Source organism: Micromonospora sp. ZG13 (genome assembly GCF_059359355.1).
In genome coordinates, this window is the sequence record NZ_JCADBQ010000011.1 from 71,502 (window position 1) to 94,907 (window position 23,406).

Consider the following 23,406-nt stretch of genomic DNA (forward strand, 5'->3'; position numbering starts at 1 on the left):
TGCGCCCGATGAATGCGATCGAGAGGCAGGCTCAGTGATCAGGAGACTTCTAGTGGCGAACCGGGGCGAGATCGCCCGCCGGGTCTTCGCCACCTGCCGGGCGCTGGGCGTCGAGACGGTGGCCGTGCACTCCGACGCCGACGCCGACGCGCCGTTCGTCGCCGAGGCCGACCACGCCGTGCGGCTGCCCGGGAACACGCCCGCCGAGACGTACCTGCGCATCGACCTGATCCTCGACGCGGCCCGGAGGACCGGGGCGGACGCCGTGCATCCCGGCTACGGCTTCCTCGCCGAGAATGCCGAGTTCGCCGCGGCGGTGACCGACGCGGGGCTGGCCTGGGTGGGCCCGCCCGCGAAGGCGATCGCCGCGATGGGCGACAAGATGGCGGCGAAGGCGCTGCTCGCCGAGGCGGGCGTGCCGATGCTGCCCACCTGGACCGACGCCGACGAGATCACCGACTTCCCGGTGCTGGTGAAGGCGTCCGCCGGGGGCGGCGGGCGCGGCATGCGCGTCGTCCGGGACGCCGCCGGGCTGGCCGAGGCCGTCGCGTCCGCGCGCCGCGAGGCGGCCGGCGCGTTCGGCGACGGCACGGTCTTCATCGAGCGGTACGTCGAGCGGGGCCGGCATGTCGAGGTGCAGATCTTCGGCGACACCCACGGGACGGTGGTCGCCCTCGGCGTGCGGGACTGCTCCATCCAGCGCCGCCACCAGAAGATCGTCGAGGAGGCACCCGGGGTCCTCCCCGCCGAGGTGCGGGAGCGGCTGCACGCCGCTGCGGTGGCCGCCGGCCGGGCGGTCGACTACGTCGGCGCCGGCACGGTGGAGTTCCTGCTCGCGCCCGACGGGGAGATCTACTTCCTGGAGATGAACACCCGCCTCCAGGTCGAGCACCCGGTCACCGAGCTGACCACCGGCCTGGACCTGGTCCGGCTGCAACTGCTCGTCGCCGAGGGCGAGCCGCTGCCGGCGGCGGCGACCCCGCCGGCACAGGGCCACGCGATCGAGGTACGCCTCTGCGCCGAGGACCCCGCGCAGGGGTACCGTCCGGCGACGGGCACCCTGCACCGGTTCGCGGTGCCCGGGGTGGCGGCCGAGTTCGGCCCGCTGGCCGGGCCGGGCCTGCGCCTGGACTCGGGTGTCGTCGACGGCTCGGTGGTGGGCGTCCACTACGACTCGATGCTCGCCAAGGTGATCGCCTGGGCACCCACCCGCGCCGAGGCGGCCCGCGCCCTGGCCGGCGCGCTGGCCCGCGCCGAGCTGCACGGCGTCGCCACCAACCGGGACCTGCTGGTCCGCGTCCTGCGCAGCCCGGAATTCGCGGCCGTGGACCTCGACACCGGTTTCCTGGAGCGGCACCCGGAGGTCTTCGCCCCGCTGCTGCCCGCCGACCGGCTCCCCCTGGCGGCCCTGGCTGCCGCGCTGGCCACCGCCGCCGCCCGCCGCGCCTCGGCGCCGGTGCTGGCCGGGCTCCCCTCGGGCTGGCGCAACGTGCCGGCGTTCCCGCAGGTCACCCGGTTCACCGGCCCGGACGGCGAGATCGAGGTCCGCTACCGCCTGGACCGCTCGGGCGGCCTCGCCGAGTGGTCGGCCTCGCCGGGTGCCGGCTCCGCCGCCCGCACCGACGGGCCGCCCACGGACGCAGCGGCCCCGGGGCCGACGCCGACGCCGGACGAGACGGCCACGGCGGCCGGGCCGACGTCGCACGAGACGGCGGCAGACGCACCGACGCCGGCGGTGAGCCTGGTCCAGGCCGCCCCGGACCGGGTGGTGCTCGACGTCGACGGGGTGCGGCGCGCGTACCGCGTACACCGGGTGTCCTCGGAGGTCTTCGTGGACGGCCCGGACGGGGCGGCGAGCCTCGCCGAGCTGCCGCGCTTCCCCGATCCCACCACCGAGCTGGCGGCCGGTTCGCTGGTCGCGCCGCTGCCCGGCGCGGTGACCCGGGTGCACGTCGAGGTCGGTCAGCGGGTGGCGGCCGGCGACCTGCTGCTGACGCTGGAAGCGATGAAGCTGGAACATCCCGTGCTCGCCCCGGCCGACGGCGTGGTCGCCGAGCTTCCGGTCGCGACCGGCGGGCAGGTCGACACGGGTGCCGTGCTGGCCGTGGTCAACCCCGAGTGATCCTGGAGGCCCCCCGATGAACTTCGACCTCACCCCCGAGCAGGACCAGCTCCGCGACGCCGTCCGCGCCCTCGGCCGCCGGTACGGCCACGACTACTTCGTCGCCAAGGCCAGGGCCGGCGAGCACACCACCGAGCTGTGGGACGACGCCGGTCGGCTGGGCTACCTCGGGGTCAACATCCCCACCGAGTACGGCGGTGGCGGGGGCGGGATCACCGAGCTGGCCATCGTCTGCGAGGAGCTGGCGGCGGCCGGTTGCCCGCTGCTGCTGCTGGTGGTCTCCCCCGCCATCGCGGCCACGGTGATCGCCCGGCACGGCACCGAGGAGCAGCGCAAGCGCTTCCTGCCGGGCTTCGCCGACGGCTCGCTGAAGGTGGTCTTCGCGATCACCGAGCCGGAGGCCGGCTCCAACTTCCACCGGCTCGGCACGGTGGCCCGCCGCGACGGCGACGACTGGCTGCTCTCCGGCCGCAAGTGCTACATCTCGGGCGTCGACGAGGCCTCGTATGTGCTGGTGGTGGCGAGGACCGAGGATGCGGTCTCCGGCAAGCTGAAGCCGGCGCTGTTCGTGGTGCCGACCGACGCGCCGGGGCTGACCCGCTCCAAGCTGGACATGGAGATCGTGTCCCCGGAGAACCAGTTCCTGCTCTACCTCGACGACGTGCGCGTGCCCGCCGACGCACTGGTCGGCGAGTCGCTGGACGCCGGCCTGCCGGCGCTCTTCGCCGGGCTCAACCCGGAGCGGATCACGGTCGCCGCGATGGGCGCCGGCACCGGCCGGTACGCCATCGAGCGGGCCAGCGAGTACACGGCCACCCGCAAGGTCTGGGGCGGCCGGAGCATCGGCTCGCACCAGGGCGTGGCCCATCCGCTCGCGCACGCCGCCGTGCAGGTCGAACTGGCCCGCCTGATGATCCACAAGGCGGCCACCCTCTACGACGCGGGCCGCGACCTGGAGGCCGGGGTGTCCGGCAACATGGCCAAGTACGCCGCCGGGGAGGCCGCGGCGCTGGCCGTCGACACGGCCGTCCAGGTGCTCGGCGGGGCCGGCATGACCACCGAGTACGGCGTCGCCACGCTCCTCGGCGCGGTGCGCGCCGGCCGGATCGCCCCGGTCAGCCGCGAGATGATCCTCAACTTCGTCGCCCAGCACGTCCTCGGCCAGGACAAGTCCTACTGACCCGCCGACTGAGGGCCGGCGGCACCTCGCGGGCCTCCAGCGGGCCCCTTGTGGGATGCAGGGCGGGCCGGGGTGCGGCGGGCGCCCGATCGCCCGCCGCACCCCGGGTCCTCAGCGGACGGTCAGCGTGCCGACCGCCGGCAGCGGCGCCACCACCGGCGGAAGCCGCTTCGGCTCGCCCCGCCCGGGGGCACCCTCGGCGGCCAGCGCGCCCTTCGACGCCTCCGCGCGGCGGGTCGCCTCCGGCGCCGCCGGCAGCTCCGCGAACGGCTGGACGTCGCCCACACAGACCTTGCCGTTGGCCGGCAGCGCCCCGCGCAGCAGGTACGCGTCGACGGCGCCGGTCACGCAGGCCGACGTCCCGTACGCGGTGTGCCCCCAGCTGTCGCTGCTGAGCAGGCGGCTGTTCGGCAGCAGTCGGGCCGAGCTGACCGCGCCCCGGTAGTTGGTCGCCGGGTCCCAGTAGTTGCCCACCACCAGCACGGGCGCGGCGGTCCGCCGGTTGAACGGCCCGGTGTAGGCGTCCTCGTCCCGCACGGTCCAGGTCTTGCGGGCGCACGGCGAGGTGGCCCACGTCCAGAGCCGGCCGAAGTACGGGTCGCGCCTGTCGGCCTTCGCGGCGAGCGCCGGGAACGAGCCGGCGTCCTTCGGGTGGTACGCGTCGGTGCAGTCCACGCCGAGGAAGGTCTCCAACCCGTTGTTGTACGGGAAGTCGTACCGGCGGGCCTGCTCGCGGGCCTTGGCGGCCTGCCGGGTCACGTCGGCCGTGGCCGGGCGGCGGGCGGCCGGGGACGACGCCGGGTCGGTGAGCACCAGCAGGGCGGCGGTGAGGTCGACGACCTCGGCGTAGCCCGCCGGGCCGTAGAGCGCGCCCAGGCTGGCGGCGACGAAGTCGGCGTACGTGATGGTGAGCGGGCCGAGGTCGGGGTCCTCGATCACCACCGGCTTGGCCCGCAGCCGCTTCGCGACCAGGTCGAACGACGCGACGGGGTCGCCCTCGGCCAGCGCACACGCCTGCGCGCCGGCCTTGTCGCAGCGCACCAGGATCTCCCGCAGCGCCTTGTACGCGCCCTGCGCGCTGCGCATCCGCTCCTCCTGGGACAGGCTGCGCGCCCTGCCCTGACCGACCCACTCGTTCGGGTTCAGCACGCCGTCGATCGCCAGGGCGCGGACCCGGTCCGGGAACATGTTGGCGTAGTACTGGCCGAGGATGCTGCCGTAGCTGAAGCCGAGGAAGGTGAGCTTCCGGTCGCCCACGGCGCGGCGCAGCACGTCCATGTCCCGGGCGACCTCGGCGGTCGACATCGCGCCGGTGAGCGGCCGGCCCGTGGTGGAACAGCCCTTGCCGACGGCCTTCGAGGAGGCGACGTACGCCTTCTCCTCAGCCTTCGTCCACGGGAACGCGACGTTCAGCCCGGCGTACGCCCGGGTCTGCTCCTTTACGGAGGGGAAGCACCTGACCTGCTGGCTGGCGGCGACGCCGCGCGGGTCGACGCCGACGACGTCGAAGCGGTCGAGCACCTCGTCACCGAGGAAGTACGGCGCGGCGAGCGCGATTTCGCCGCCGGAGCCGCCGGGGCCGCCCGGGTTGACGAAGAGGCTGCCGATCTTCCGCTGCTGGTCGCGTGCCTTGACCCGCAGCACGGCGACCTCCGTCGTGGGACCGTTCGGCTGGTCGTAGTCGCGGGGCAGCCGGACGGTGGCGCACTCGGCGTACTCGTAGCAGGCGTACCAGTCCAGTGTGGGCGTGGGCACCCGGTCGACCCGGCGGGCCTCCTGCGGGCTGGTCCGGTCGGAGGTGACGGGACGGTCCCCGCCGGCGGGGGACGGTGCGGCGGCGGCGGGTGCGACCGCGGCGCCGGCGAGGAGGATGCCGGCGATCCCCGCGGCGGCGATGGACCGGTTTCGTCGTGGCATGTGGACGCCTTCCGGTGGGCGAACAGGACGGTCGAGCCGTGGCTCGACCTCCGTCACTCTAGGGAGCGGGCGACAGGGCCGCAGGCCGGCGAGTGGCTATATATCCGACAATCCGGCAAGACGATGTAACGAATAATTCACCGTTGACGCTTTATGCCCTCCGCGCGCCCCGGGTCACCCCACCCCGGCCATCCACGGCGGCGCCGGCGTCCCGCCGCCCGGCGCGTACTCGGCTGCCACCCGCCAGCCGTCGGGCCCGTCGCGCACCAGCAGGAAGCCGACGACGTCGCTGTGCGGGGCGCCCAGCCCGTAGACCTCGTCGCGCTCGACGAAGCCCATCCGGAGGGCGCAGACCGCCGCCGGGTCGCGCCTGGCGTTCTTGCACAGGCCGAGGTAGCGGACCCCCGGGACGGCCGACAGGTGCGCGGCGATCGCCTCGTCCGGGTTGGCGTACCCGCCGCGACCGGCGGCCGGCGAGGCGGGGCCCGCGGACGGTGGCGTGGCGGACGGCGAGAGGGCGGACGGCGAGGGGGCGGACAGCGAGGGGGCGGACGGCGAGGGGGCGGACAGCGAGGGGGCGGCGGGCGAGGGGGCGCCGCTCGCGGAGGGCGGCGCGGTCGCCGGCTCCGGCGTCCCGTCCGCTCCGCACGCGGCCAGCGCACCCGACACCAGCACGGTGGCGACGATCCGGAGGACGCGGGTCACCGGCACTCCTCTCCCACGGGCGACGATCTTCGAACGAAGATCATCGCATCCGGTGCCGGCGACCCGGTTGACAGCGGGCTCCGCTCGGACATCCTGGACGGGTGGGAATTCCGAGGCCCGACGCGCGGGCGAAGGCGGTCGTCGCGGCGCTGGTGGCGGCCTCGCTGCTGGTGACGCTGATCGTGTGGGGCCGGCAGGATCTCGTCGGGGTGGCCCTGGCGCTGCTCTGCGTCCTCTCGACGATGATCGCGGCCGTCTCCGTGGCGGCGGCCCGGCAGGAGGACGAGGCGGAACCGGGCGCCACGCCGGCTGGCCCGGGGCAGCCGGCCGGAGGGCTCTACGGCGTCGACGCCGACACGCTGGAGTCGCTCGACCACCGGGAGACCGTCCGCGCCCTGCGGGAGCGCCACCGGGGGCGCGGCGGCTCAGCGGCCCGTGAGGGTGGGTGAGGCGAGCGCGTCGAGCCCGCGCCCGGCCAGGCAGCGGTACGTCCGGTCGGTGTCCGCCCCGGCCGGGGGCAGCACCGCCAGGTTCCAGCCGTCGGCGATCCTGATCCCGCTGGTGAGCCGGAAGGTGGTCTCGTTGCAGACCCGGCGCACCCCCGCGTCGGCGCTGACCTCGTCGTGGTCGGCACCGACCAGGGTGTCGGGGAGTTCACCCTCGGCGTAGCTCTCCCAGGTGTGCTGGCCGTCGCAGGGCACCCGCGTCGCCCGGGCCCGGGCACCACGAACCACCATCGGGCCGAAGCACTCCAGCTCGTCGGCGCAGCCCGCCCCGGCGGGCAGCCCGGCCTTCAGGGCGCAGGCGGGCAGCACCGCGCTCGTGGCCGCCACGCTCGTCGCCGCCACGTCGGCGGTCGGCGCCGGGCCCGGAGCGGACACCGCGCCGCCCAGCCACGCGCCGGCGCCGGCGGAGGCGGCCAGCGCCACCATCCCGGCACCGCCGAGGAACCAGCGCCGCCGACGCCGACGACCGACCGTGGGCACCGTGGGGTGCAGGTCCTCCACCGGCGGTCGCGGGGCGGGCCGGGAGACGTGGTCGGCGACGTACGGGCCGACGGGACCGGGTCCGCCGCCGACCGGTCCGGGCACGCCCGTGCCGCCCACCGGGGAGCCGGCCGGGCCGAGTTGCAGGCCGGCCAGCAGGTCGCGCAGCTCGACGGCCGAGGGACGCTCGCCGGGGTCGTTGGACATCCCCGCCCGGAGCACGTCGATCATCTCGGGCGGCACACCGGGCAGGCCGGGGACCGGCTGGTGGAACATCTCCAACACCGTGATCAGGCTCGGGTTGCGCTCGGACTGCCAGCGCGGCGGCCGGCCGTGCATGACCGCGTAGAGGGTGGCGCAGAGGGCGTAGACGTCGACGGCGGGCGACGGCGGGCTGTGGTTGAACATCTCCGGCGGCGCGTAGGCCGGGGTGAGCACCTCCAGGGCGACCGAGGCGTCACGCATCTCGGCCACGACCGCCAGCCCGAAGTCGGCCAGCACCGCCGAGTTGAAGTGCGAGTGGAGGATGTTCGCCGGCTTGACGTCGCGGTGCAGCACCCCGGCGGCGTGCGAGTGGGCGATCGCGTCGGCGATCTTGACGCCGAGGTCGCGCGCCTCGGCCGGCCCGAGCGGCGAGGTCCGCATCCGCTCGGCGTACGAGCCGTCGCAGAGTTCCATGATCAGGTAGGGGTGCTGGTCGACCGTGACCCCCACGTCGAAGAGGTCGACCACGTGCGGGTGCGACGACATCCGCCCGGCGGCGCGCGCCTCGCGCAGGAAGCGCGCCTGGTCGTGCTCGCTGTCGAGCGTGCGGTTCTCCACTTTGACCGCGACCTCGCGCCCCACCGAGATCTGGGTCGCTTTGTAGATCGTCGCGTAGCCTCCTCGGGCAAACACGCGCAGATCGGTCAGACCGGGCACGATGGGCACCGGCAGGGCACCGGGCGAGGTCTCGGTCACAGCTCTGAAAATACCCAATCGGACCGGCGGCTCAGTGAGCCGCATCGGCGGACGGCACGGCACCGACGGCGGAATCACGCCTGGCACCCACCGCCCCGGGGCCCGCGCGACGGCCGTCCCACCAGAGCCCGACGGCGGTCGCCGCCGCGCCGAGGCCCTCCCAGAGCGCCACCCCGAAGAACCGCCCGGGGGCGACGTCGGCCAGCACCGCGATGCTGAACACCGTGAACGTGACCAGCCGGAACAGCACCGTGAAGCGGAAGAACGGGCGCCACTCGGTGGCGGTGGCGAGCAGGTAGTAGACCCCCATGTTGAACGAGGCCATCGAGGAGGCCGTCAGGAAGGTGCCGGTGTGGTCGCCCGCGGCGCGCGTCGCCGGCACCTCGAGGCCGAGCAGGCGCAGCAGCGCCTCGGGCCAGAGCAGCCCGACCGCTCCCATGAGCAGGGCCAGCACGCCGAAGACCGCCATCGTCCATCCGGCGGCCGAACGCGGCAACCTCATGACGGCCCTCCCCAGACCCGACGCGGTCGCACGACCGACCGCCCCTCGGACCTGACACGCTATCGGCCACCCCCGACACACCGCATCCCCAGAAACGCCAGACTTCGGGGGTCGGACCGCGCGGCGGGGCACTAGACAGACGAACCATATTTCGTGAATAATGAAACGTAGTTCGAGGGGGAGTACCCGCCACCGGACGCGCCGGCCGTCAGTACGGACCCACCCGGGTCCCGGTCGCGCGGACCGCCGCACCGGGCGGTCCGGGGAGACCTTCGGCCAGCACGCCGGCGCCCCGGCGCCGGCCCGGTCAAAGGGAGCCCCGATGTCCGTACCCTGGTGGGCCTGGCTGGCCCTCACCGCCGCGATCGCCGCCATGCTGGCGGTCGACCTGCTGCTGCACCGCGACGACCACGTCATCGGCCTGCGCGAGGCGGCCACGTGGTCGGCGATCTGGATCGCCGCCGGCCTCGCCTTCGGCGTCCTGCTCTGGCTGTGGCAGGGCGACGAGGCCGCCGGTGCCTACTTCGCGGGCTACCTCATCGAGAAGGCCCTGTCGGTCGACAACGTCTTCGTGTTCGCCCTGGTCTTCAGCTACTTCGCGGTACCGGCCGCCTACCAGCACAAGGTGCTGTTCTGGGGGGTCGTCGGCGCGCTGCTGTTCCGTTTCGTCTTCATCCTCCTCGGCGCGGGACTGCTCGAGACGTTCTTCTGGACCGCGTACGTCTTCGGCGCCTTCCTGGTCTGGACCGGCTGGAAGATGGCCTTCCGGCACGACGCCGAGACGCAGCCCGACCGGAACCTCGTCGTCCGCCTCGTCCGCCGGATCGTCCCCACCGACGCCCGCTACCACGGGAGCAGGTTCTTCACCCGCATCGACGGCCGGCGTACGGCGACGCTGCTGTTCATCGTCCTCGTCGCCGTCGAGGCCACCGACCTGATCTTCGCCATCGACTCCGTGGCCGCGATCCTCGCGATCACCACCAGCACGTTCATCGTCTGGACCGCCAACGCCTTCGCCGTCCTCGGCCTGCGCAGCCTCTACTTCTGCCTCGCCGGGCTGCTGCGCCGCTTCGTGCACCTGCACTACGGGCTGGCGTTCCTGCTGGCCTTCGCCGGCGTCAAGCTCGTCCTCTCCGAGACCCCGGTGGGCAAGCTGCCCATCCCGCTGACCCTCGGCGTCATCGTCGCCACCCTCGCCGTCTCCATCGGCTGGAGCCTCGTCGCGACCCGCGGCACGGCCGGCACCGGCTCCCGTACCCCTACCGGCACCTGAGCGCCGACGACCGCCGACCCCTGCCCCGCCCGACCTCGCCGCCCACGCCTAGGGGGTGGCGAGGCGGGCGCGCAGGGCGTCGGCGGCGCGGCGCTCGCTGCGCTGCTCGGTCGCGTACGCCAAGCGGACCGCCTCCTCGGCGCAGGCTAGCGCCTCCTCGTGCCGGCCGCAGGCCGCGAGCGCCTCGGCGAGCACGCTCGCGGCGACCACCTGGCTGCGCACGTCCTCCGACGGGACGGTGACGGCCCGCCGCGCCCAGTCCAACGCCTGCTCGCACTGGCCGTGGGCGAGCAGCGCGGACGCGTACCGGGCCATGGTCTGGCGGCGGGAGAAGAGCAGCGAGGGCACGGTGGCGGCGGCGGTGGCCACCGGGGCGAGCAGCCCGACGGCGGTCGCGGAGTCGCCGGCGGCCAACCGGGCGGTGGCCAGCAGCACCCGGGGCCCCACCTGCGCGGGCGCCTGCGGGTTGTGCGGCTCCACGGCGGTCAGCACCGACCGGGCGTCCCGCTCGGCCGTCTCGCAGTCGCCCAGGTCCAGCGCCACGAACCCGCGCAGCGTGCCGGCCATCCCCGTGAGCAGCGGGTGCGACGTGCGCTCCGCGTACGACAGCGCGTCGGTGAGCAGGTCGGCGGCGTGCCCCGGCTCGCCCAGCCCGCGCGCCACGACCCCCCGGACGACCAGCGCGAACCCGCGCCCCCAGTCGTCGGAGGCGGCGGCGAACTCCCGGTACGCGCGGCGGGCCCCCCGGTCCGCCTCGGCCAGCTCGCCCAGCTCGGCGGTGGCGAACGCCTCGACCGCGCGCAGCGTGCCCACCGCCCACGACTCGCCGACCCGCTCGCCGAACGGCAGGAAGACCTGCGCCATCCGGCACGCCTCGCGCAGCCGGCCGGCGAGCAGCCGCGCGAAGGCGGTGGTGCCGCGCAGCCAGGCCCGCCCGTACGGGTCCTTCAGCTCGGCGAAGAGCCGGGCGGCCCGGCCGAGCACCGCGTCGGTGCCGGCGAAGTCGCCCCGGGTGGTGGTCACCCAGGCCAGGTTCTGCAACGACCACGCCTGCCCCCGGCGGTCCTGCGCCTGGAGGCTGACCTGGTACGACGCGGCGAGCCGGCTGCTGGCCTGCCCCAGCCGCCCGGCGATGAAGTCGGCCATGCCGAGGCGGCGCATCGCCGAGGCGCGCAGCGTCGGCAGCCCGCCGGCCGTGGCCACCTGCAACGCCTCCTGCCAGCAGGCCACCGCGCGCGCCTGGTCGCCCATGGTCTGGTGGGCCTGCCCGGCGAGCAGCAGCGCACTGGTCCGGACGGCGGACTCGTCGCCGGCGTTCGCGGCGATCTTCTCGGCGAAGGCGAGGGCGTCGGCGGGGCGACCGACCTGGAGCAGCGCCCGCGCGTGCACCACCCGGTCCGCCGCCGGCACCCCGTCGCGGGCCAGCTCGGCGGCGCGTTCGGCGTACTCCACGGCCAGCGCGGGCTCGCCCGCCTGCAACGACCGGCGGGCGGCCCCGCCGAGCGCGGCGACGCCCAGGCCGACGACGGCCCGTGCCGGCGCGTCCGGCCGCAGCCCGACCGCGTCGGCCAGCGTGGCGGCCCGTTCGACGTGCTGGGCCACGAAGACGTCCCGGGCGGCCTCGGTGAAGCCACCCGGCGCGCCCGCCCCCGCCAGCGGATCCGCCGCGGCCCAGCGGGCCAGCGCCGCGTGCCGCTCGGCCAGTTCGGCCTTGCTCACCCCGGCGTACGCGGCCTCCCGCATCAGCGGGGTCGCGAAGGCGTAGCCGGTGCGGGTGCGGTGCAGCATCCGGCGTTGCAGCAGCTCCTCCACGGCCCGTTCCAGCTCGACGGCGACCACCGCCGCCGGCCGGCCGTCGCGGCCGGCCCGCTGCTCGCGCAGCGCCTCCAGCGCGCCGTCCGGCACCGTGTCGCCGACGACCGCCGCGTCCCGCAGCACGGAGCGGGCCTCCGCCGGCAGCGCGTCGATGCGCGCGGCGAGCACCGCGGCCAGGTCGCGGGAGAGCAGGCGGCTGCCGAGCGAGCCGGGCACGAGCCGCCAGCTGCCCGGACTCGGGGAGTTGCGCTCGGCGACGGCGGTCAGCGCGCCCCGCTCCATCAGCAGCGTGACCAGCTCGGCCAGGTAGAACGGGTTGCCCTGGGCGGTGGCGAGCAGCCGGTCGGCGTCGGCCTGCGGCAGCCTGCCGCCGCCGAGGTAGGTGGTGAGCAGCCGGGCCGCGTCGGCACCGCGCAGCGGCGGCAGCGCGTGCACCTCGGCGTCCGCGACCCGGGTCAGCGCCCCGGCGGTACGCACCAGCTCGGGCCGGCCGAGCAGCAGGACCAGCACCGGGCCGGTGAGCCGGGACAGGGTGACCCCGAGCGCCCGGATGGTCTCGGCGGTGGCGTCGTGCAGGTCGTCCACGACGACCACCAGGGGCGCCTCCCCGGCGAGCGCGGTGAGCAGGTCCGCGACCGCGTTCGGCACGGCGTCGGCGTCGGCGGGCTGGGCGGTGCCCCACTCGCCCTGGTCGGCCGCGCCACCGGGCAGTTCGGCGTACCCGAGCAGGGCCAGCAGCTGGTCGGTGGTGATCGCGGCCGGCTCGCCGGAGCGGCTGAGTCGCTGGCCGAGCCGGCGCAGGCGCTCCTCCACGGCCGGGCGGGTGAGCGCGGTGGCGGGGTCGCCGGGCAGGCCGACCGCCGCCCGGACCAGGTCGGCCAGGGGCGCGAGCCGGCGCCGCTCGCCGAACGCGGCGCAGCGTACCGACAGCACCCGGGCGCCGGTGTGCGCGGCGTACCGGCCGGCGCCGACGTCGTAGCCGGCGGCGAGGCGTTCCACCTCGGCGGCGAAGCGGGACTTGCCGATCCCGGCCTCGGCGGTCATCAGCAGCACCCGGGGCTCGGCGCGGTCGATCACCTCGGCCAGCCGGCCGGCGACCCGCCCGATCTCGGTCTCCCGGCCCACGAAGGGGGCCTCGTCGCCGAGGCCGGACCGGGTGCCCGGGGCGTCCAGCAGGCCCAGCAGCTCGTACGCCTCGACCGGCTCGCGCTTGCCCTTGAGCCGCAGCGGGCGCAGCGCCCGCCAGGAGGCGACGTGCCGGGTGGCGGCGGAGGTGCGCGCCCCCGCGTAGACCGCGCCGACGGCGGCGGCGTCGGCCAGCCGGGCGGCGGTGTTCACGGTGTCGCCGATGACCGTGTACTCGATCGCGGCCTGGATGCCGGCGATCACGTCGCCGGTGTTCAGCCCGACCCGCAGGCCGAGCGGCGCGCCGCCGCCGCGCTCGTCGTCGAGCACCCGGCGGACGGCCCGCTGCATCGACAGCGCGGCGCGTACGGCCCGCTCGGCGTCGTCCTCGTGCGCGACCGGCGCGCCGAAGACCGCCATGATCCCGTCGCCGGTGAGCTTGTCGACGTGCCCGCCGAACGTCTTCACCGCGCCGGCCAGGGCGGCGAGCACCCGGTCGGTGACCGCGCCGACGCGTTCCGGGTCGAGGTCCTCCGACCAGGAGGTGAAGTCGGACAGGTCGCCGAAGAGCACCGTCACCACGCGGCGTTCGGCCGCGGGCAGCGTCGCGGCGGCCGGCAGCGCGGCGCCGCAGTTGTGGCAGAACCGCGCGCCGGGCACGGCGACGGTTCCGCACACCGGGCAGGTCACGCTTGCTCCAACCCCGCGGTGCCTCCGCCGGATTCCCGGCCCAGGTATTCCAGCTGGGCCCGTACGGACCACTCGGCGGCCCACCACAGCGACCGGTCGACGTCGGCGTAGACCGTCGCGACCACCTCCGCGGCGGTGCCGGCGCCCCCGGCGACCGCCGCCCGGACCTGGTCGAGCCGGGCCCGGCGGTGGGCGAGGTAGAAGTCCGCGGCGGCGCCGCAGTCGGCCAGCGCCGGGCCGTGCCCCGGCAGCGCCGTGATCCCCCGGTACGCGGAGAGCAGCTCCAGGCTGGCCAGGTAGTCGCCGAGGTGCCCGTCCGGGTGGGCGACCACGGTGGTGCCCCGGCCGAGGATCGTGTCGCCGGTCAGCACCGCCCGCTCGTCGCCGTGCCCGACCAGGAAGCAGACCGAGTCGCCGGTGTGCCCGGGGGTCGGCACGAGTCGGACGCTCAGCCCGTGGTCGCCGAGTTCCTCCCCCGGCCCGGCCAGCGGCTCCCCGGCGATGGTGTGCGTCGGGTCGGCGGCGCGTACGGGCACCCCGTCGAGCAGGTCGTGCAGGCGGCGCGAGCCGTCGGTGTGGTCGGGGTGGCCGTGGGTGATCAGCACCAGGCCGATCGGCCCCAGCGCGGCGATCGCCGCCAGGTGCCCCTCGTCGGCCGGGCCCGGGTCGACGACGACGGCGTGCTCCTGGCCGGGGGCGCGCAGCACCCAGGTGTTGGTGCCGTCGAGCGTCATCGGCCCCGGGTTCGGGGCACGCAGCAGCGTCACCCAGTCCGGCAGTTCGCCGGCGAGCGCCGCCGCCGGCGCGGTGAAGTGCCCGGTCATGGCTGCGATCGTACGGCCCCGCTGGCCGCTCCCCGCGATCTTGCAGATCCGGCCCTCGATACGTACCGCTTCACGGCTTTTGCCAGGCGCGGAGTGCCAGATCGCGGGGGAGGCGGCGCGGGTCAGGAGACCTCGACGACGACCTCGACCTCGACGGGGGCGTCCAAGGGCAGCTCGGCGACGCCGACGGCGCTGCGCGCGTGCCGGCCGGCCTCACCGAAGACCGCGCCGAACAGGTCGGACGCGCCGTTGATCACGCCCGGGATGGCGGTGAAGCCGGAGGCGGCGGCGACGAAGCCGGTCACCTTGACGACCTTCACGACGTTCTCCAGGCCGACCAGCGAGTCGATCGCGGCCAGCGCGTTGAGCGCGCACCGCTGGGCCAGGTCCTTGGCCTGCTCGGCGGAGACGCCGGCGCCGACCTTGCCGGTGGCGAGCAGCTTCCCCTCGACCATCGGCAGCTGCCCGGAGACGTAGACGTGCTGCCCGGACTGGACGGCCGGCACGTAGCTGGCCACCGGCGGGACCACCTCGGGCAGCGTGTGCCCGAGCTCGGCGAGCTTCGCGTGCGGACCGTTGCTCATGCCGCCACCTCGCTGCGCTCGGCGGCGCCATGAGCCCCCGACGCGCCGTTCAGGATGATTCGCTCGCTCATGCCTTCGCCCGCTTCAGGTACGCGACGAGCTGCTCCGGGTTGGGACCGGGAACCACGGAGACGAGTTCCCACCCGTCCTCGCCCCAGTTGTCGAGGATCTGCTTGGTCGCGTGGACCAGCAGCGGGACCGTGGCGTATTCCCACTTCTGCATCGGTGGAGGGCTCCCTCTGATGGAGTTCGACTTCTCGACGCACAGCCTACGGTCCGGCGGACGGGCCGGGCGCGGGACGCTGCTCCGGGGCCACCGGCACCTCCCCGCAGGGGCCGCCGTGCTCGTACGCCTGGGGGCAGCGGGAGCGGTCCGGCAGCAGCAGGTCGCAGAAGACGCGGTGCCGGTTGTTCTGGTCGTCCGTGCTCGACACGGTGGTCTCGCCGGCATCCAGTTCGACCAGGAAGCTCAGCGAGGTGGCGACGGTCCCGGCCAGCGCCGTGGCCGCCCTCAGGTCGGCGACCCGGATCGGCAGGTGGATGACGAACCCGGGCTCCTCCTCGTCCCGGCCCCCGGGGCCCGGCCGGCCGGGGACGCGCACCACCTCGACGGGTTCGGCCAGCCGCCGGTACGACCGCTCGTTGATGGGCAGGCCGACGCCGCCCTCGGCGTCGCCCGAGGAGGCGGGCCGCCGCGCCCGGTCGCCCGCCGGGAACTGGCCTCGGGGGATGTTGTCCACGTCGCGCATGCCTTGCCTCCGGGCGTTGTACCTGGTCACGTCATCACTTCGGGCCCGGACGCTGCGCCTGGCCCGCCCCCGCGCCGCTGAGAACGTAGGTCCGGGGCGACAGTCCCGCCAACCGGACGCGCACACCCGGTCACCCAAAGTCACATATGCGACACAGCGTCGGTAAGGAAACTGACGGCACCCACGACCCCCCGGCGCGACGAACCGACCGCTACCCTTCCGGTCGGACGGGCGCTCGCCGGCTCGCCGCCAGCTCGATCACGCACGTCGCCCGGTCAGGCGACGACGTCGCAACCCCGGGGGATGAGATGACCCAACCACCCAGCGGTGGCCCCGTCGGACCGGCCGACCAGCCGGACCCCCCGGCGACCCCCGACGCCACGGGGACGCCCGGCCCGGCCGCCGCCCCCGCCGTCCCGCCCGGCAGCCCCGCCGCTGCTCCGCCCGGCCCCGCCGTCCCGCCCGGCAGCCCCGCCGCCGTTCCGCCCGGCCCCGCCGTCGCCCGGGACCCGGCGTTCCCTCCTCCCCCGCCCGGGTACCCGCCCCACCAGCCGCCCGCCGCGCCGAAGAAGAAGCGCGGCGCGCTCATCGCCTCCATCGCCCTGGCCGTGATCCTGCTGCTCTGCGCCGGCGGCGGCGTCGTGGCGTTCCTGACGCTGCGCGACGCCGAGAGCGGCGAGGGGGCGAAGGAGCCGGCGGTCGCGGTGGACGAGTTCCTCAAGGCCGTCTACCAGGAGCGTGACGCCGACCGGGCGGCCGGGCTGGTCTGCTCCTCCTCGCGCGACGAGAAGAAGATCGCGGCCAAGGTGGCCGAGGTCGAGAAGCACGTCTCGGCCCACCAGAACCCCCGGTTCCGGTGGAGCACCCCGCAGGTGGACAACCAGACCGGTGACCGGGCCACGGTCACCACCAAGGTCACCATGACCACCGCCGACGAGAAGGTGGCCGACCAGGACCTGCGGTTCACCGTGGTGAAGAAGACGGGTTGGTGGGTCTGCGAGGTCGCCTGAGCCGGCGGCCTGGATAGGCTCGACGGGTGCGAGCAGCAGAGTCGCCGGCCGACCCGGCCGGCACCCAGTGGCCGGCCCGCCTCCATGTCGTGACCGGCAAGGGCGGCACCGGCAAGACCAGCGTCGCGGCGGCGCTGGCCTTGGCGCTGGCCGCCGGCGGCCGGCGCACGCTGCTGGTCGAGGTCGAGGGGCGGCAGGGCATCGCCCAGCTCTTCGGCACCGACCCGCTGCCGTACGAGGAGCGGCACCTGACCGACGCGCCGGGCGGCGGGGAGGTGCGGGCCCTGGCGGTCGACGCCGAGGAGGCCCTGCTGGAGTACCTCGACATGTTCTACAAGCTCGGCGCGGCCGGCCGGGCACTGCGCAAGCTCGGGGCGATCGACTTCGCCACCACCATCGCCCCCGGCCTGCGGGACGTCCTGCTCACCGGCAAGGTGAAGGAGGCCACCACCCGCACCGTCGGCCAGCGGCGCGCGTACGACGCCGTGGTGCTGGACGCGCCGCCCACCGGGCGGATCGGCCGGTTCCTCAACGTCACCGCCGAGACGGCCCGGCTGGCCAAGGTGGGCCCGATCAAGACCCAGAGCGAGGGGGTCGCCGCCCTGCTGCGCTCCCCGATCACCGCCGTGCACGTCGTCACCCTGCTGGAGGAGATGCCGGTCCAGGAGACGGTCGACGCGATCGCCGAGCTGACCCAGCTCGGCTTCCCGGTGGGTCGGGTGATCGTCAACGGGGCCCGGCCGCCGCTGCCCGCCGGGCGGGTGGTGGCCGCCGCCGAACTTGAACGGGGGCTGCGCGCCGCCGGGCTGCCGACCGACCGGGAGACCGTCGCCGGGCTGGCCGCCGAGGCGCGCGACCAGGCCGTCCGCCGCGAGTTGGAGGAGACGCTCCGGGCCGACCTGGTGGAGCTGGGGCTGCCGATGACGGAGCTGCCCCTGCTGCCCGACGGGGTGGACCGGGCCGGCCTGGACCGGCTCGCCGCGGCCCTCGTCGGGGCCGATTGACTCACACCTGCCAGCGGCACGGCGCAAGGACCGACCCGGCCCGATACGCTCGATTGGTGCCTTCCGAAGACGCGGCGCCGCAGCTGGACGTCGACCAGATCCTCGCCGATCCGGGCGTCCGGATCGTGGTGTGCTGCGGGGCGGGCGGGGTGGGGAAGACGACCACGGCCGCCGCGCTCGCGCTGCGCGCCGCCGAGCGGCACGGCCGGCGTACGGTGGTGCTCACCATCGACCCGGCCCGCCGGCTGGCCCAGTCGCTCGGGCTGACCGAGCTGGACAACACCCCCCGCCAGGTCAAGGGCATCGACGTCGAGGCCAGCGGCGGCGAGCTGCACGCCATGATGCTCGACATGAAGCGCACGTTCGACGACGTGGTGCTCCAGCACACCGATCGGGCGAAGGCGGAAGAGATCTTCGCCAACCCCTTCTACCAGGCCATGAGCTCGACCTTCGCCGGCACGCAGGAATACATGGCGATGGAGAAGCTGGGCCAGTTGCACGCCCGGGGCGAGTGGGACCTGATCGTGGTGGACACCCCGCCGTCCCGCTCGGCGCTGGACTTCCTGGACGCCCCGGCCCGGCTGTCCCGCTTCCTCGACGGGCGGATGCTGCGGTTGCTGCTGGCCCCGGCGCGTACCGGCGGGCGGAGCATGTTCAGCCTGGTCACGGCCTCGTTCGGGATGTTCTCCAAGGTCGTGCAGAAGGTGCTCGGGGCCCAGTTGCTGACCGACCTGTCCGGCTTCGTCGCCGCGTTGGACTCGATGTTCGGCGGCTTCCGTCAGCGCGCCGAGCAGACGTACCGCATCCTCCAGGCCCGGGAGACGGCGTTCCTGCTGGTCGCGGCGCCTGAGCCGGACGCGGTCCGGGAGGCGGCCTACTTCGCGGGCCGGCTGCGCGAGGAGAAGATGCCGCTGGCGGGCCTGGTGCTCAACCGGGTGCACCGCTCGGCGGTGCCGGCGCTCGACGCGGCCGAGAGCCTGGCCGCCGCGGAGCGGCTGGCCGGCCTCGGCGGGCACGAGGGCACCGTCGACGTGCTGCGGGCCCACGCCGCGCTGGCCCAGCAGGCGGTACGCGAGCGACAGGTGGCGACCCGGTTCACCGAGGCGTTCCCGGCGGTGCCGGCGGTGTCGGTGACGGCGCAGCCCGCCGACGTGCACGACGTCGACGGGCTGCGGACGATCGGCGCGGCGATCAGCCGGCCGTGACGGCGCTCAGCCGGCGGTGGTGACGAGGATCTTGTCCTTGCCGGCCTTGTCCTTGGCGTTCTTCTTCATCGCGGCCTCGAACATCTTGCGCCAGCTCGCCACCTGGGGGTGACGGCGCAACAGCGCGCGGCGTTCGCGTTCGGTCATGCCGCCCCACACGCCGAACTCGATCCGGTTGTCCAGCGCGTCGGCCAGGCACTCGTACCGAACTGGGCAGCTCCGGCAGATCCGCTTCGCCACGTTCTGTTCGGCGCCCTGTACGAACAACGCGTCCGGGTCCCCGTTCTGACACGCCGCCAGCGACGGCCAGTCAGTGATCATGCCCATCTGTACACGTCCCCCCTTGCAGTACCTACCGACCCCGTCGCGGACCAGCCGGCAATTCCCCCCGATCGCCCGGCCTGCCTTCCCCAAGGCGGCACGGACGACATGTGGCGCTGTCGCCGCCACCATCATGCTCTGTAGTCGACTGATTACGCAACGTTGTCGGCGAAATCCATCATTCCGGACACTCCCGGCTTCCCGGGCTTTGCGACCGCCGGTTACCCCGTCGGAGTCCGTGAAAACGCTGCGGGCCCCTCCCGGAAGGAGAGAGACTCGGCGCCGGATCCACGCAACCACGCACCGGGGGTCGTGCGTTTAGCACAACGAGGTCGGCGCGCGCAGGAAATGGGGAAAGAACGCCCCGGCGCCCCTCGTTCCCTACTCGCGTACCCTGTCGAGGTGACCTGGATGCGGAAACGTGACCACAATGTGCTGACCAACGCCGCATCGCTACTCATCTGTGGCCTGTTGGCCGGCGTGGTGGTCGCGGCGGCGGCCTTCCCCGCGGTGGCGATGTCCGGGCTTGCCGCGAAGGCCGGCGCCGAGACCTTCGGCGCACTACCCAAGGAGCTGACCGTGGCCCGCGCGCCACAGATCAGCTACCTGCTCGCCTCCGACGGCAAGACCCCGCTGGCGACCATGTACGACGAGAACCGTCGCGACGTGAAGCTGGCCGACATCGCGCCCATCATGCAGAAGGCGATCGTCGCCGCCGAGGACCACGACTTCTACAAGCACAACGGCGTGGACCTCAACGGCATCGCCCGGGCCTTCGTCAACAACCAGTCCAACGCGTCCAGCCAGCAGGGCGCCTCGACGCTGACCATGCAGTACGTCCGGCTCGCCATCGCCTACTCGGCGAGCCACCCGGCGGACGTCGTCGCGGCCACCGAGGACACCAGCGCCCGCAAGCTGCGCGAGATGCGCTACGCCATCCAGATCGACAAGGAGCTCTCCAAGGACGAGATCCTGGAGCGCTACCTCAACATCGCCGCGTTCGGCAACGGCGCGTACGGCATCTACGCCGCCAGCCAGGTCTACTTCAACAAGCCGCCGAGCAAGTTGAAGATCGAGGAAGCGGCCATGCTCGCCGGCATGGTGAAGGCGCCGAGCACCAACGACCCGACCACCAAGAGCGGCTACAAGGCGGCGGTCGACCGGCGCGACTACGTCATCGAGAACATGGTCGAGACCGGCGCCATCACCCGCCAGGAGGCGGACGCGGCGAAGGCCGTCCAGCTCAAGGTCACCGGCAAGCGGGCCCCCAACGGCTGCGTCTCGACCAACGAGAAGGGCTGGGGCTTCTTCTGCGACTACTTCTACCGCTGGTGGATGGGGCAGGAGACGTTCGGCTCGACCTCGTACGACCGGGAGCGGCGGCTCAAGAGCGGCGGCTACACCATCATCACCACGCTTGACCCGCAGGCCCAGCGGGGCGCCGACAAGGCAGTCCGCAAGGCCAAGTCGGAGAAGAGCAAGGAAGCCGCCATGGTCGCGGTGGTGGAGCCGGGCACCGGCCGGGTACGGGCGCTGGCGGTGAACCGCAACTTCAAGCTCGACGACCCGAAGAAGCCGGCCAACAAGCCGCACAGCGACCCCAAGCAGCGCAAGAAGAAGAAGCTCGGCAACTACCCGAACACCGTGAACCCGCTGCTCACCGGCGGCGACGGCCTGACGGGCTACCAGGCCGGCTCGACCTTCAAGATCTTCACGATCGTGGCGGCGCTGGAGAAGGGCATCCCGCTCGGCTACACGATCAACGCCCCGCAGCAGTTCCGCTCGGAATACCGGATCCAGCCCGGGCCCGCAGCCTGCCCCGGCACCAACCTGTACTGCCCGACCAACTCCGGCAAGAAGGCCGGTGGCGTGCAGAACATGTGGAGTGCCTTCGCCCAGTCGATCAACACGTACTTCGTGCCGCTCCAGCAGCAGGTCGGCGCCGAGAACGTGGTCGACGTGGCCAAGCGGCTCGGCATCCAGTTCCGCACCACGGAGGACCGCCGGCTGAGCGGCACCAAGGAGGCCGCGCACGACTGGGGTGCCTTCACCCTGGGCGTCTCGCAGACCACCCCGATGGAGCTGGCCAACGCCTACGCCACCCTCGCGGCGGACGGCAAGTACTGCGAGCCCATCCCGGTGCAGGAGATCAAGGACCCGGAGGGCAAGAAGCTCGACATCGCCAACCCGCGCTGCGAGAAGCGGGTCAGCACCGAGGTGGCCCGCGCCGCCGTCGACGCCGCCCGCTGCCCGGTCGGTGACAACTCCTCCACCAGCCGGTGCGGCGGCAGCCGTACGGCCGCCGAGGTCAAGCAGGCCGTCGACGCGCCGGTGGCCGGCAAGTCCGGCACCACCGACTCGGAGAAGACCGCCTCGCTCGTCGCGATGACCAAGCAGTACGCGGTGGCGGGCATCATGGCCGACCCGGACTGGCCGCAGACCAACGTCAAGATGAAGCACAAGCAGAAGGACGGCATCAACCCGCCGGTCTACGAGACGCTGCGCGACGCCATGAAGGGCAAGAAGCGGATCAACTTCGAGCCCCCGGGCCAGAAGATCCGTGAGGGCGACCAGCGCCGCATCCCCGACGTCAAGTGCCTGGACCCGCAGCAGGCGAAGTCCCGGATCGAGGCGGAGGGCTTCGACGCGATCATCTCCGACATCAAGGTCCCGTCGAGCTGCCCCGCCGGCAAGGCCGCCGGCACCAGCCCCGACGGCCGCACCATCAAGGGCGGCGTGGTGACCATCCAGATCAGCTCCGGCGGCGGTACCACCCCGGGCACGACGCCCGGCAACGGCGGGCCGCCGAACAACCCCGGCCGTCCGCCGGGCCGCCCCGGCGGCTGAGCCGGCCGCACGAACGCCACGGGCGGGCACCCTTCGCGGGGTGCCCGCCCGTTTCGCGTACGCGGGTCGGTGCGGCCGGAGTCAGAGGTCGAGCTGTCGGCGTACCTCGGCGGCGACCCGACCGCCCTCGGCCCGGCCGGCCACCGCCGCCTGGGCCGCCTTCATGGCCGGGCCCATCTGCGCCTTGCCGGTGAAGCCGCCCGCGGCGAGCGCCCCCGCGACCAGCTCGGTCAGCTCGGCGTCGGGGAGCTGCTTCGGCAGGTAGCGCTCCAGCACCTCGCCCTCGGCGACCTCCTTCGCGGCCTGCTCGGTGCGGCCGGCGTCACCGAAGGCGGTGGCGGCCTCCCGGCGCTTCTTCGCCTCCTTGGTCAGCACCGCGAGCACCTCGTCGTCGGTGAGCTCGCGCTTGGCCTTGCCGGCGACCTCGGCGGTGCCGACGGCGGCGAGCGCCATCCGCAGCGTGGAGGTGGTCAGCTCGTCGCGCGCCTTCAGGGCGGCGCGCATGTCGGCGGTCAGACGGTCCTTCAGCGTGCTCATGGTCGGTGAAACTACCCTGAACGCCATGCGAAAGCGCACACTATTCCGGCTCGCGACCGGGACCGCCGCCCTCGGCGCGGCGACCCTGGCGTACGCGTCACTCGTCGAGCGCAACATGTTCACCCTGCGGCGGTACGACGTGCCGGTGCTGCCGGCCGACGCGGAGCCCCTGCGGATCCTGCACCTGTCGGACCTGCACATGATGCCCGACCAGGGGCGCAAGCAGCGCTGGGTGGCGTCGCTGGCCGCCCTCGACCCCGACCTGGTCGTGGTCACCGGGGACAACATGGCGCACCCCGGCGCCGTGTCCGGCGTGCTGCGCGCCCTCCAGCCGCTGCTCGACTACCCGGGGGCCTTCGTCTTCGGCTCGAACGACTACACCGGGCCGGTCTGGAAGAACCCGTTCACCTACTTCCTGCCCGACCGGGAGTACACCGAGGGCGTCGAGTTGCCGCACGAGGAGCTGCGTGAGGTCTTCGTCGGTGCCGGCTGGACGGACCTGAACAACGCCCGCACCACCGTCAAGGCCGGCGGCCGGGTCGTCGAGCTGCTCGGGGTGGACGACCCGCACGTCGAGCGGGACGACTACGACTCCGTGGCCGGGCCGGTGTCGCCGGCCGCCGACCTGTCGATCGCGCTCACCCACTCCCCCGAGCCGGCCGTCCTCGACCGGATGGCCGCCGACGGCTTCGGGCTGATGCTCGCCGGGCACACCCACGGCGGCCAGGTCTGCGTACCGGGGGTCGGCGCGCTGGTCACCAACTGCGGCCTGCCCCGCTCCATGGCACGCGGCCTGCACCGCTGGCCCGGCTCCGACGCGTGGCTGCACGTCTCCGCCGGCCTCGGTACGCACCCGACCGCGCCGATCCGGTTCGCCTGCCCGCCGGAGGCGAGCGTGCTCACCCTGATCCCGCGCTGACCCGCAGCCTGCCCTGCCGACCCCGGGTCCGCCCGCCGGCCGTCCAAGGCCCGGCGGGCGGCCCCGGTCTGGGCGCCGTTATATGGGGCACCCGGCGCCGGACCTGGCGCGGTGGTGGGGGCGCGTCGGCG

The 23,406-nt window shown here is 74.2% G+C and carries 20 protein-coding genes; 9 read left to right on the plus strand and 11 right to left on the minus strand.

What is annotated here, in order from left to right:
- Positions 1–34 precede the first annotated feature (34 nt).
- Positions 35–2,122, plus strand: coding sequence for an acetyl/propionyl/methylcrotonyl-CoA carboxylase subunit alpha (locus AC5L34_RS21500; RefSeq protein WP_441176893.1), 2,088 nt, complete (start codon positions 35–37; stop codon positions 2,120–2,122).
- A 16-nt stretch (positions 2,123–2,138) separates the two neighbouring features.
- Positions 2,139–3,302 (plus strand): acyl-CoA dehydrogenase family protein, encoded by a 1,164-nt coding sequence (locus tag AC5L34_RS21505; protein ID WP_441176892.1) that lies wholly within the window; start codon positions 2,139–2,141, stop codon positions 3,300–3,302.
- Between the two features lie 111 nt (positions 3,303–3,413).
- Here AC5L34_RS21505 and AC5L34_RS21510 read toward each other — a convergent pair whose 3' ends face one another.
- Both AC5L34_RS21510 and AC5L34_RS21515 read right to left on the minus strand, forming a co-directional pair.
- A complete protein-coding gene (locus AC5L34_RS21510) occupies positions 3,414–5,219 on the minus strand; it encodes an alpha/beta hydrolase (RefSeq protein WP_441176891.1) in 1,806 nt (601 codons plus the stop codon).
- 174 nt (positions 5,220–5,393) lie between these two features.
- The gene (locus tag AC5L34_RS21515) at positions 5,394–5,924 is read right to left on the minus strand and encodes a hypothetical protein (RefSeq protein ID WP_494826664.1); all 531 of its coding nucleotides are present in this window, start codon (positions 5,922–5,924) and stop codon (positions 5,394–5,396) included.
- A 101-nt stretch (positions 5,925–6,025) separates the two neighbouring features.
- Here AC5L34_RS21515 and AC5L34_RS21520 point away from each other — a divergent pair, with 101 nt between their 5' ends.
- A complete protein-coding gene (locus tag AC5L34_RS21520) occupies positions 6,026–6,373 on the plus strand; it encodes a hypothetical protein (protein WP_441176889.1) in 348 nt (115 codons plus the stop codon).
- Here AC5L34_RS21520 and AC5L34_RS21525 read toward each other — a convergent pair.
- Positions 6,350–7,870 (minus strand): serine/threonine-protein kinase, encoded by a 1,521-nt coding sequence (locus AC5L34_RS21525; RefSeq protein ID WP_441176888.1) that lies wholly within the window; start codon positions 7,868–7,870, stop codon positions 6,350–6,352. The genes AC5L34_RS21520 and AC5L34_RS21525 overlap by 24 nt on opposite strands.
- 31 nt (positions 7,871–7,901) lie before the next feature.
- Positions 7,902–8,372: a hypothetical protein gene (locus AC5L34_RS21530; RefSeq protein ID WP_494826667.1), complete on the minus strand. Its 471-nt coding sequence runs from the start codon at positions 8,370–8,372 to the stop codon at positions 7,902–7,904.
- A gap of 322 nt (positions 8,373–8,694) precedes the next feature.
- On the opposite strand from AC5L34_RS21530, the gene AC5L34_RS21535 reads away from it, so the two are divergent.
- The gene (locus AC5L34_RS21535) at positions 8,695–9,645 is read left to right on the plus strand and encodes a TerC family protein (protein WP_089003048.1); all 951 of its coding nucleotides are present in this window, start codon (positions 8,695–8,697) and stop codon (positions 9,643–9,645) included.
- A gap of 48 nt (positions 9,646–9,693) precedes the next feature.
- On the opposite strand, the gene AC5L34_RS21540 is transcribed toward AC5L34_RS21535, so the two are convergent.
- The 5 genes from AC5L34_RS21540 to AC5L34_RS21560 all read right to left on the minus strand — a co-directional run bounded on the left by AC5L34_RS21540 (position 9,694) and on the right by AC5L34_RS21560 (position 15,432).
- A complete protein-coding gene (locus tag AC5L34_RS21540) occupies positions 9,694–13,275 on the minus strand; it encodes an adenylate/guanylate cyclase domain-containing protein (RefSeq protein WP_441176886.1) in 3,582 nt (1,193 codons plus the stop codon).
- On the minus strand, positions 13,272–14,099 hold the full coding sequence (locus AC5L34_RS21545) for an MBL fold metallo-hydrolase (protein WP_441176885.1): 828 nt from the start codon (positions 14,097–14,099) through the stop codon (positions 13,272–13,274). Before AC5L34_RS21545 ends, AC5L34_RS21540 begins: the two co-directional genes overlap by 4 nt.
- A 122-nt stretch (positions 14,100–14,221) precedes the next feature.
- On the minus strand, positions 14,222–14,683 hold the full coding sequence (locus AC5L34_RS21550; RefSeq protein WP_357722523.1) for a RidA family protein: 462 nt from the start codon (positions 14,681–14,683) through the stop codon (positions 14,222–14,224).
- A gap of 67 nt (positions 14,684–14,750) precedes the next feature.
- On the minus strand, positions 14,751–14,906 hold the full coding sequence (gene sp36, locus AC5L34_RS21555; protein ID WP_012184767.1) for a Sp36 family protein: 156 nt from the start codon (positions 14,904–14,906) through the stop codon (positions 14,751–14,753).
- Positions 14,907–14,952: 46 nt separating this feature from the next.
- Positions 14,953–15,432, minus strand: a complete 480-nt coding sequence (locus AC5L34_RS21560; RefSeq protein ID WP_494826671.1) for a hypothetical protein — start codon at positions 15,430–15,432, stop codon at positions 14,953–14,955.
- Between the two features lie 308 nt (positions 15,433–15,740).
- Here AC5L34_RS21560 and AC5L34_RS21565 point away from each other — a divergent pair, with 308 nt between their 5' ends.
- Genes AC5L34_RS21565 through bagB form a run of 3 tightly spaced genes read left to right on the plus strand, consistent with a single transcriptional unit; the run spans position 15,741 to position 18,651 of the window.
- The gene (locus AC5L34_RS21565; RefSeq protein WP_494826673.1) at positions 15,741–16,442 is read left to right on the plus strand and encodes an Rv0361 family membrane protein; all 702 of its coding nucleotides are present in this window, start codon (positions 15,741–15,743) and stop codon (positions 16,440–16,442) included.
- Between the two features lie 26 nt (positions 16,443–16,468).
- On the plus strand, positions 16,469–17,446 hold the full coding sequence (gene bagA / locus AC5L34_RS21570; RefSeq protein ID WP_494826675.1) for an ATPase BagA: 978 nt from the start codon (positions 16,469–16,471) through the stop codon (positions 17,444–17,446).
- 53 nt (positions 17,447–17,499) lie between these two features.
- The gene (gene bagB / locus AC5L34_RS21575) at positions 17,500–18,651 is read left to right on the plus strand and encodes an ArsA family ATPase (protein ID WP_441176881.1); all 1,152 of its coding nucleotides are present in this window, start codon (positions 17,500–17,502) and stop codon (positions 18,649–18,651) included.
- Positions 18,652–18,657: 6 nt separating this feature from the next.
- On the opposite strand, the gene AC5L34_RS21580 is transcribed toward bagB, so the two are convergent.
- The gene (locus tag AC5L34_RS21580) at positions 18,658–18,978 is read right to left on the minus strand and encodes a WhiB family transcriptional regulator (protein ID WP_089003040.1); all 321 of its coding nucleotides are present in this window, start codon (positions 18,976–18,978) and stop codon (positions 18,658–18,660) included.
- Positions 18,979–19,383: 405 nt separating this feature from the next.
- Between AC5L34_RS21580 and AC5L34_RS21585 the strand changes: the two genes are divergently transcribed.
- A complete protein-coding gene (locus AC5L34_RS21585; RefSeq protein WP_441176880.1) occupies positions 19,384–21,819 on the plus strand; it encodes a penicillin-binding protein in 2,436 nt (811 codons plus the stop codon).
- A gap of 81 nt (positions 21,820–21,900) precedes the next feature.
- Here AC5L34_RS21585 and AC5L34_RS21590 read toward each other — a convergent pair whose 3' ends face one another.
- Positions 21,901–22,356: a GatB/YqeY domain-containing protein gene (locus AC5L34_RS21590; RefSeq protein ID WP_494826678.1), complete on the minus strand. Its 456-nt coding sequence runs from the start codon at positions 22,354–22,356 to the stop codon at positions 21,901–21,903.
- 25 nt (positions 22,357–22,381) lie between these two features.
- Between AC5L34_RS21590 and AC5L34_RS21595 the strand changes: the two genes are divergently transcribed.
- Positions 22,382–23,275: a metallophosphoesterase gene (locus tag AC5L34_RS21595; RefSeq protein WP_494826680.1), complete on the plus strand. Its 894-nt coding sequence runs from the start codon at positions 22,382–22,384 to the stop codon at positions 23,273–23,275.
- Positions 23,276–23,406: the final 131 nt, after the last annotated feature.

Bases quoted from the DNA above. Each gene is read 5' to 3' on its own strand.
- AC5L34_RS21505 (WP_441176892.1), top strand. From the start codon at position 2,139: ATGAACTTCGACCTCACCCCCGAGCAGGACCAGCTCCGCGACGCCGTC.
- AC5L34_RS21510 (WP_441176891.1), bottom strand. From the start codon at position 5,219: ATGCCACGACGAAACCGGTCCATCGCCGCCGCGGGGATCGCCGGCATC.
- AC5L34_RS21530 (WP_494826667.1), bottom strand. From the start codon at position 8,372: ATGAGGTTGCCGCGTTCGGCCGCCGGATGGACGATGGCGGTCTTCGGC.
- AC5L34_RS21535 (WP_089003048.1), top strand. From the start codon at position 8,695: ATGTCCGTACCCTGGTGGGCCTGGCTGGCCCTCACCGCCGCGATCGCC.
- AC5L34_RS21545 (WP_441176885.1), bottom strand. From the start codon at position 14,099: ATGACCGGGCACTTCACCGCGCCGGCGGCGGCGCTCGCCGGCGAACTG.
- AC5L34_RS21550 (WP_357722523.1), bottom strand. From the start codon at position 14,683: ATGAGCAACGGTCCGCACGCGAAGCTCGCCGAGCTCGGGCACACGCTG.
- sp36 (WP_012184767.1), bottom strand. From the start codon at position 14,906: ATGCAGAAGTGGGAATACGCCACGGTCCCGCTGCTGGTCCACGCGACC.
- AC5L34_RS21560 (WP_494826671.1), bottom strand. From the start codon at position 15,432: ATGCGCGACGTGGACAACATCCCCCGAGGCCAGTTCCCGGCGGGCGAC.
- AC5L34_RS21565 (WP_494826673.1), top strand. From the start codon at position 15,741: ATGACCCAACCACCCAGCGGTGGCCCCGTCGGACCGGCCGACCAGCCG.
- AC5L34_RS21580 (WP_089003040.1), bottom strand. From the start codon at position 18,978: ATGGGCATGATCACTGACTGGCCGTCGCTGGCGGCGTGTCAGAACGGG.
- AC5L34_RS21585 (WP_441176880.1), top strand. From the start codon at position 19,384: ATGCGGAAACGTGACCACAATGTGCTGACCAACGCCGCATCGCTACTC.
- AC5L34_RS21590 (WP_494826678.1), bottom strand. From the start codon at position 22,356: ATGAGCACGCTGAAGGACCGTCTGACCGCCGACATGCGCGCCGCCCTG.
- AC5L34_RS21595 (WP_494826680.1), top strand. From the start codon at position 22,382: ATGCGAAAGCGCACACTATTCCGGCTCGCGACCGGGACCGCCGCCCTC.